Here is a 7833-nt window from a genome sequence, read left to right on the forward strand (position 1 = left end):
GCGGTCGATTCCAAGGCCAGCTGCGACAACGGATGGCACGAGCGAAGGCCATGCTGCCCGTTGGTGCCGCGGCCGGCACAGGCTCCTCGGGCGGGGCTTTGTTACCGGTGCGCAAGCTCGAGCGGCACGTCGGACACGGTTGCCGTCATGTCCGCAAGGACGCGCAGGTTTCCGTCGATCTCGACCTGCGCGCCTCGCCCACGAACGCGTCCGGCCCGGCCTGGACACAGGCATGGATGCCACACAGGAACGCCGCGTCTGCGGGCTCGATGGCGAGCCGAACGCATGGTGTGGCATCACGCCTGCGCACCATCTCGCAGTGGCCCGCCGACGTCACGGGTGCTGCATGCGCCGGCGCGAGGCCAGCCGCGGCCTCATCGGGCGCCTGGACAAGGGCGGCGATGGAGGGATGCGACAGGCGCCTGCAAGTGCGGCCTGGACGGCTGCGCCGCGTGCGCCCCCGTGGCATGTCGTGCGAGGCTCGCGGGCGCGGGACGCACTTCCGCTCGCGGCGACCTGCGCGCCACGGACTCCCAATGCACGAAAGCGGCCTGGCGGCCGCTTCGTTTTTTCCTAAGTCCTTGTCGCGCAAGGATTCGTACTTTCCTATTCCGGCTTTCAGGTGCCGTTCGCCTCCTTGAGCGCCTCGGCTGCCATCTCCTGCAGCAGCGCGTCGATGCGCTCGACGACCCGTTCCATGTCCACGCCGTCGGCAGCGAAGTCCACCCGGAGCGAGCTGCCCACGGCTCGGCGCTCGGCGAACTTGAAGCGCCCGGCCAGGATGCGCTTGGCGCTGGCCGTGGGCTTCGGCGCACGGGGCTTGGCGCGCGCGAAGGCTGCGGCCTGCTGCTGCTTGATCTCGCCGCGGACCACGAGGCGCACGGCCTCGACGACCTGCGCGTCGCGCTCGCCGCCCGACAACCGTGCCAGTTCCTTGACCAGCTTCACGCCGATGCGCTGCGGCTGGGTGCGGATCTCCTCCAGGGCCTTCTTCGGCAGCCGGGAGAAGGCGAACAGGTCGCTCACCACCTGGTCGGAGACACCAGCCAGGCGCGCCAGCTCCGACTGCGACATGCCGGTCGCTTCCTGCTCGCGCCTGAATCCCTGCCAGCGCTCGTAGTCGGAGAGTTCCTGGGCGATGAGGTTGGCGAAGAAGGCGGCGCGCTCGACCTGCTCGTCGGGCAGCTGCAGCACCGTCACGGGAATGGTGCTGCGCCCCATGTCGCGGTACGCCTGCAGCCGGTTCTCGCCGCTGACGACCTCGTAGCGTCCGTCGGGCTTGGGCCGCACGGCGATTGGATGCACCAACGGGTTGACGCGCAGGTTCTCGCGCAGCTCGGCGTAGGCCTCGGGCGTGAGCTGGCGCCGGCGCCCGGGCACGCTGTCGAGCAGTTCCAGCGCCAGCTCGGTGGGCGCGCGGCGATCAAGCTCAGCCTGTAGGGCGGCGGCACGGGCCTCGGCGTCCTCCACGCGCTTGACGGCCCCGGAGAGCAGTGCCTTGCTGGGGGCCGTGCCACCGATGAACTCCGGCTTGGTAGCCACCGGCGCGGGTGCCGGCGCGGCGACAGCCGCCGAGGCCAGGCTGGCCTTGAGGTGCTTGAAGCTCATTGCTCGATCCTCCAGACGGTCGCCTGCGTCAGGCTGTCGATGATGCGGGCCACCTCGTCGCTGGCGTCGCGCAGCTTGGCGTAGGTGCGGGCGCTGCCCTCGTACTTGGTCATGTCGTAGAGCGTGCCGAACTGCAGCCCGCCCAGGCTGGCCACCGGGCTGCGCGGGATCTCCACGGGCAGGATGTAGGGCCCGTAGGTCTGGATGATGCGGTCGCGCACCAGCGAGCTCGCGACGTTGGTGGCGTCGGTCTTGTTGAGCAGCACGCGCATCCAGGCGAAGCGCTTGTCCACGCCGAAGCCCTCGCGCAGCGTCATCAGCAGGTCCTGCAGCAGCCCCCAGTACGCCACCGACGAAGCGTAGTCCAGGTTCTCCGGCGGCAGCGGCATGAGCAGCCCGTCCGCGGCCATGGCGGCGTTCACAGCCATGTAGCTCAGGCTCGGCGCGGTGTCGATGAGGATGTAGTCGTAGGCCGGCGCGAGCGGCTGCAGCGCCGTGTGCAGCAACGCCCACCACTCGGAGTCCGCGCGCGCGGCCAGCTGCGGCAGAGCCGCCTCAGCGGCGAACAGGTCCGGCGTGGCCGGCACGATGTCCAGCCCGTCCCAGTAGCTCGGCCGCACGGCGTGCGTGAGGTCTTTGGGCGACGAGTCCCCACCGGTGAAGATGGACAGCGCCGTGTCCTTTTCCTCCACGTCCGCGCCAGGCAGCCACCCGGCGAGCGTGGTGGCCGAGCCTTGCGGGTCCAGGTCCACGACCAACACGCGCCGGCCCATGAGCGTGAGGGCCTGCGCCAAGTGCATGGTGGTGGTTGTCTTGCCGCTGCCGCCCTTGAAGTTCACGGTGGCGATCGTCGCCGCGCTCTTGCCCTTGGGGCGAGCAGGCAGCGTGGTGAGTGCCCCGATCCAGGCCCGCGTCTCGGCCAGCGTGTAGGCGCGCCGCCCGCCCGCTGCCGGCACCCCCTGGGGCAGTCCGCGCTCGGGCCGCGTGCGCAGATAGTTCTGGTGCTTGGCGTCGATGCCGCACAGCGCGGCCACCTGGCCGCCGTTGAAGACCGGCGGGACCTTGCGCGGCTGCGGTTCGAACATGCGCTGGCGCAGGTCGCCCAGGAAGTGGCGCGCGCTGCTGTTGAGCCCGTGCAGTGATTGCAGGTCGAACGCCTGTGGCTGGATGTCTGGCATGGCCCCCCGATTCGTGCTTGATGCGCGATTCTGCGTCTCTCGTTCTAATTCACGCAAATGCAGCGACTGCCGGTCTGTTGTTCTCGCGCAAATGCGTCCCGGGACGCCACGGCGTTCCATGCCGCCCATGGCACGGCTGGCATGGTCCGCTACCACGCTCCCTTCTGGTGCGACCCATGTCTTCGGTGGAAGCGATCCGCACCAGCGCGCAACCGGTTTCCATACGCAGGTCGCCAGTGATCCCGTACGCGCTTGGTCTCGCGGGAGTCGGCAGCCCTGCGCACACGGCCATGTGTCAACCGTCCGTCGTAGCGGCATGCCGGGATAAGCGCACACGCGGGACGGCAGGAGGGGCGGCGCACCCTTGCGCCGGTTCAAGCGGCCCCGGCGCCGCGGCTTCGGCATGCCAAAGCCGTGGCACGAGCGCAGCGGCGCGTTCGCATTGCCTCAGGCGCTGTCGTCGTTCCAGGTACCGGTGAAGGCACGGGTGGTGACGTCCTTGTGCAACGCGTCCATGTGCCCGTATGGCGGGCACCGGTAGAAGGTGACGTTTCTGTGCCCGTCGCCTGTCGGGGCTGCTCTGCGCCATCGTAAGGTGACGTTTTTGTGCTGGTGTGCTTTCAGGCGGTGTCGTCGCCGCCAACAAACGCTGTGCGCTGAAGCACAAGAACGTCACCTTTCGCGGTGCACGGTCCGACGAGGGATTCGAGCCATCGCGACGCGAATCGCTCTGCAGACCATCGCGCGGTAGCCCCCTTCTTCTCCTCTGACCAGCAGCTTGCTTGCAAGCATTAAAGAACTTGAAAGCAAGCAAGCATTAGGGAGCCGAAAAGGCCTTTTTCTTCAACGACTTGCGCTTGGAAAGGTGACGCCTTTGTGCTGCTGCCCCAGGCAAGGTGACATCCTTGTGCCCAAGGTGACGTCCTTGTGCTCCGCAAAGTGACGTTTCTGTGCGCGATGGTGTACGGATTTGTGCTGGAAAGGTGACGGATTTGTGCAAGGTGACGTCCTTGTGCGTTTGTTGCCAAGCGCGTGTGAGCGTAGCTGGTCCAGCGCCGTGTCCGTGGCGAGGGTGACGTTTCTGTGCGGCCGGGTCTGGGCCCGCGAAGGTGACGCGCTTGTGCAGCGCGCCGGACGGCACGGGATACAAGAACGAGGTCGGCAAGGGCACCGTCCGATGCACGAAGGTGACGCCTGGTTTGACGGGCGTCACCTTTGCGAATAGCCTCCTGGCTTCACGCCGTACCGAACCTGCAGAGCCGTCCCGTGCCCAAGCCTCCTCAGCGTCTTGCCGCCAGCGAGCAGTACGCGCTGGAGCTGTTCCAGGAAACCGTCGGCCGCAAGGGGACTGCCGCGACCATCGCGGATGCCGACAAGGACATCACCTTCAAAAAGAACAATGTCTTCATTGACGTGGGCGAGTTGAGCCTGCTGGGGCGGCGCAGCCTCAACGTCATGGACTTCCTTGCGTCCGGCGCGCCACCCGAGGTGACGGACTTCGACTGCGACCTGGCGCTGTTCCGTTTCCTGCTCAACTATGACAGCCGAAACTACAAGCACATGCGCGAGGCGCTGCGCGAAACGCAGAAGTCCACCGTGCTGGTCGAGGTCGAGCATGCCAGCGCGCGCAGCGGCTCCGAGCTCAAGGACTTCGTCTCCATCTCGCTCGTGAACATGGTGGCGGTCGCCGGCGGGCGCGTCTTCTTCCAGTTCCACCCGGCGATCCGCCGCCTGCAGAAGGACCAGCGCGGCTACACGTTCCTGTCGCTGCGGACCACGTCCGCCTTCTCTTCGCAGTACGCGCATGCGCTGTACGAGCGGCTGCGCTCCGTGGCCTTCAAGGGCTCGCCCACGGAGTGGCTGACCGTCGACGAGGCCCGGCGGTGGGCGGGTGCCAGCGGCGACAAGTACGCCGACGAGTTCAAGGCCTTCAAGCGGCGCGTGCTCGAGATCGCCAAAACCCAGATCAACGAGCTCTCGGACCTGCGCGTGGAGTACGAGACGCGGTCCTCGCCGGGGTCGAAGAAGGTGACCCACATCCGGTTCGCCTTCCGCGAGCAGGAAGGCAAGGGCATGCAGTCCTTCCACGAGTCCGAGGCGCGCAAGGAGCTCTACAACACCTTGCGCGGCGAGTTCGGGCTGGGAACGCGTGACATCGAGGAGATCGCGCGCAGGCCCCAGGACTTCACCCAGGATCGTATAGAGGCCGCCATCGCCTTCGTGCGCCATCGCATCAAGAAGGGAGGCAAGAAGGTGCACGCCCCCGGCAAGCTGCTGCTCAAGGCGCTGGAGGAGGGGTGGACGATCCCGACGGCCGAGCTTGAGGACGCGCGGCCGGCGCTGGCCACGGACGCAGCGCGTGCTGCCGGAGCCGCCAACGCGGTGGCCGCTTCCGCGCCAGCCGAACCGGATGCGGCCACGGCCGCCCTGCAGCGGGAGTACGAGGAGGGCGGGAAGCGAGGTTTCCAGGCCTTCCTCGAGCTCGATTCGGCGGCCCAGGCGAGCCTGCTGGCCTCGTTCGCGCGCACGGCGCCTTTCCGGGTTCTGCAGGTGCAGCTCAAGCGTGCCAAGGGGCCGGTCACCGAAGGCGAGCTGCGCTCGACCGATCGACTGCGCTTCGCCTTCGGCCAGCACGTCCTGGCCGCACAGAAAAAGGTCGCCAGGAGCGGGCGGACCGACTCCAAGCCGCAGGCAAGGCTTTTCGACAGGTGATGTGCTGCGCCTGTGACATGGCCGCATGTCTCAGGGGCGTGTGGCATCGCGACCAGACGCCGACGAGACGAAGGCGTCCCACTGCACCGACATGACCGCGCTGGCCGAGCCGGTGAGGCGCCAACTGGACGCTGTTTTCGAAATGCTCTTCAGGTGAAGGGCATGGCGACCGCCAGGCCCGCCGACGAGAAGGCGGCGTAAGCACCTTCCATCGATGCCCCGTCCCCGCCGCCGCGCTGCAAGCTCGAAGTCCTCTACCAGGAGGTGCTCGGGCAGGTCGGCCCGCGGGTGGGCAAGCTGAAGAAGGCTTCGAGCCGCCTGGTGCACGCTGCAGAAGAGGGCGAGGAGACAAGCAGGAGGGTCGACGCTGCCCGCCAGGCGGTCCTCATCAACCTGCGCCGGGCGCCGGGCGCTGGACGAGGACATGGGCGCGGCCGTGATAGAGCGCGCGGCGGCGGACGCACGGGCCTCGGCCCAGGTGGTTGAGCGCGAGGCGCACCGCATGGTGCTGCTGGTGCTGTGCCTGGGCAGCGCCGAAGGTGTCATTGGCGGCGTGCTGGCACTGGGTTGAAAGTTTCTGGTCCCCTGATTGCGCCCGGGCCGCCGACGAGCCGGCCGGTTGACGTTCAGACGTTGCTCCAGTCGCCGTCGTCGTCCTTCATATACTGCGGCAGGCCGCCGCCGCACGGGCAGCAGTCGGGGTCCAGGCCGTCAGGGCAGCAGCCTTCCCTGGCAGCATCGCCCTCTCCGGGCGCACAGTAGTCGCCGCACTCGCGCGCGATGCGCAGGGCCTCCTCGTGGTGTTTCTCAGGCAGCCGCTCAAGGGCGCCGTCAACCCTGCCACTGTAGCGGCTGCTGTAGAGCAGGTCCGAGCCGCCGCAGCCAGTGGCGGCCGCCTTGGAGAAGGTTTCGCACCGTGTGGGCCACTGGTCGGCGTCAAAGCCGGTCGGCGCGCCAGCGGTTACCGATTGCTCCTGCATTTCACAGCGGCGTACCCAGGCGTTCTCGTATTCCTGCGCCAGCTCCGGGAAGACCGCCAATGCCAGCGGTTGATCGTGTTGAGCACGGATTTTGTGGCACGGGAAAATAAGGCTGCGGAATGGATGGCAGCCATGTAAATCTCTTGAGTGGATGATGTAAATATAATCACATCTACCGCATATTCAAGCCAAACGGCGCGACAAATAGGTGAATAACGTTTTGCTTAATTATTTTATCGAACGTGGACGCGGGCACGGTCGCAGCGCCGAAGTGAATATGTCATACGGACCACAAGTAGTTCCTGGAAAACAAAAAGAACCGTTCGGGCTGAGCTTGTCGAATCCCTACGGCGACAACCAAGCGCCTGCCCTTCGACAGGCTCAGGGCGAACGGGAATGAGTGCAGTCCGGAAATCAAGACTGGAGTCCTGCAGAGGGTATCCGCGGTCCTGGTTTGCTGGTATTTATGACAGCCAGCCTTGTAGGCTTCCCATCAGCCGGTTGGGCCTTGTTGTCCATGACTTCGACCCGGCCAGCAGGTATTGAGCCACCTCGGGCAGACTGGCGGACTACTGGTGCATATAAGGGTATTTCTCGCCGGGTCTCAAATCGATCAGGTGCTGGACGGGCACATCCACCAGCAGCCGCCACTGGTGGACCACGTTGCTGCCTGGTGGATATTTGGCATCATGCATGGCGGGGTTGAAGGCCTGTCCGTCCGGATAGTGCGCCGTGAGTTCGTGGTCGATTTCCAGAGTCATGGGCAGGCGTTTGAAACGGTAGACACGGCAGCCACCGGCCAGGAAACCATGGGGCAGCCCCAGGACGGCTTCGATGGCGATGGGCGTCTTGCCCAGCAGCGACTTTTCCAGGCAGACATAGCCTTTCAATGTCGCGGTCAATGGGCGCTCAGCCGGCACTACCTTGACGATGCGGTTGGGCCCGCCAACGGACCACAGGTCTACCCGGACTGCTTCGCGCATTTCATGCTGCCACTGCGATTGACGCGCCATTGCAAGTTCCCAAAGTTCGGACCCGCAAGGTTGCGGAGCGCGGCGCGGCTGTACCACTGCGGCGACGTCCCGCACCGGAGCAGTCCGGTTCAGTCCGTTGGTCAAAATCAACAACCGGAGGCCGGTGAGCGCCTGGGAAGGCCATGGAAGAGAGGCAGAAGCTCTACTGCCCGACGAGGCTCCCCAAACGGTGAGCTGATGCAGCTTACACCTCGTGTCAACGCCAAGTTGAAATGTCGCATTGCCAGCCAAGTAGAGATGTCGCACTGAGGTTTCTATAGGCCAGGAGGCACGCGGGTCGAATGGTTTTCGCTGCCGCCGCAAACCTGCTCGATGGCGGCA

Annotated in this window: 6 protein-coding genes; 2 read left to right on the forward strand and 4 right to left on the reverse strand. The window is 66.2% G+C overall.

Annotated elements, in window-relative coordinates; genetic code table 11:
- Positions 1-618 precede the first annotated feature (618 nt).
- Together HHL10_RS20595 and HHL10_RS20600 are read right to left on the reverse strand one after the other, a co-directional pair.
- Positions 619-1608, reverse strand: coding sequence for a ParB/RepB/Spo0J family partition protein (locus tag HHL10_RS20595; protein ID WP_169162278.1), 990 nt, complete (start codon positions 1606-1608; stop codon positions 619-621).
- On the reverse strand, positions 1605-2786 hold the full coding sequence (locus HHL10_RS20600) for a ParA family protein (protein WP_169162279.1): 1182 nt from the start codon (positions 2784-2786) through the stop codon (positions 1605-1607). Before HHL10_RS20600 ends, HHL10_RS20595 begins: the two co-directional genes overlap by 4 nt.
- 1266 nt (positions 2787-4052) lie before the next feature.
- Here HHL10_RS20600 and HHL10_RS20605 point away from each other — a divergent pair.
- Both HHL10_RS20605 and HHL10_RS20610 read left to right on the forward strand, forming a co-directional pair.
- Positions 4053-5498 carry a replication initiation protein gene (locus HHL10_RS20605; RefSeq protein WP_169162280.1) on the forward strand — a complete coding sequence of 482 codons (1446 nt, stop codon included), beginning with the start codon at positions 4053-4055 and terminating at the stop codon, positions 5496-5498.
- Between the two features lie 424 nt (positions 5499-5922).
- On the forward strand, positions 5923-6069 hold the full coding sequence (locus HHL10_RS20610) for a hypothetical protein (RefSeq protein WP_169162281.1): 147 nt from the start codon (positions 5923-5925) through the stop codon (positions 6067-6069).
- A gap of 55 nt (positions 6070-6124) precedes the next feature.
- Here the strand turns inward: HHL10_RS20610 and HHL10_RS20615 are convergent, their stop codons facing one another.
- A complete protein-coding gene (locus HHL10_RS20615; protein ID WP_169162282.1) occupies positions 6125-6538 on the reverse strand; it encodes a hypothetical protein in 414 nt (137 codons plus the stop codon).
- Positions 6539-7047: 509 nt separating this feature from the next.
- Positions 7048-7491 (reverse strand): hypothetical protein, encoded by a 444-nt coding sequence (locus HHL10_RS20620; protein WP_169162283.1) that lies wholly within the window; start codon positions 7489-7491, stop codon positions 7048-7050.
- Positions 7492-7833 lie beyond the last annotated feature (342 nt).

Source organism: Azohydromonas caseinilytica (assembly GCF_012927045.1).
Classification (GTDB): Bacteria; Pseudomonadota; Gammaproteobacteria; order Burkholderiales; family Burkholderiaceae_C; genus Azohydromonas; species Azohydromonas caseinilytica.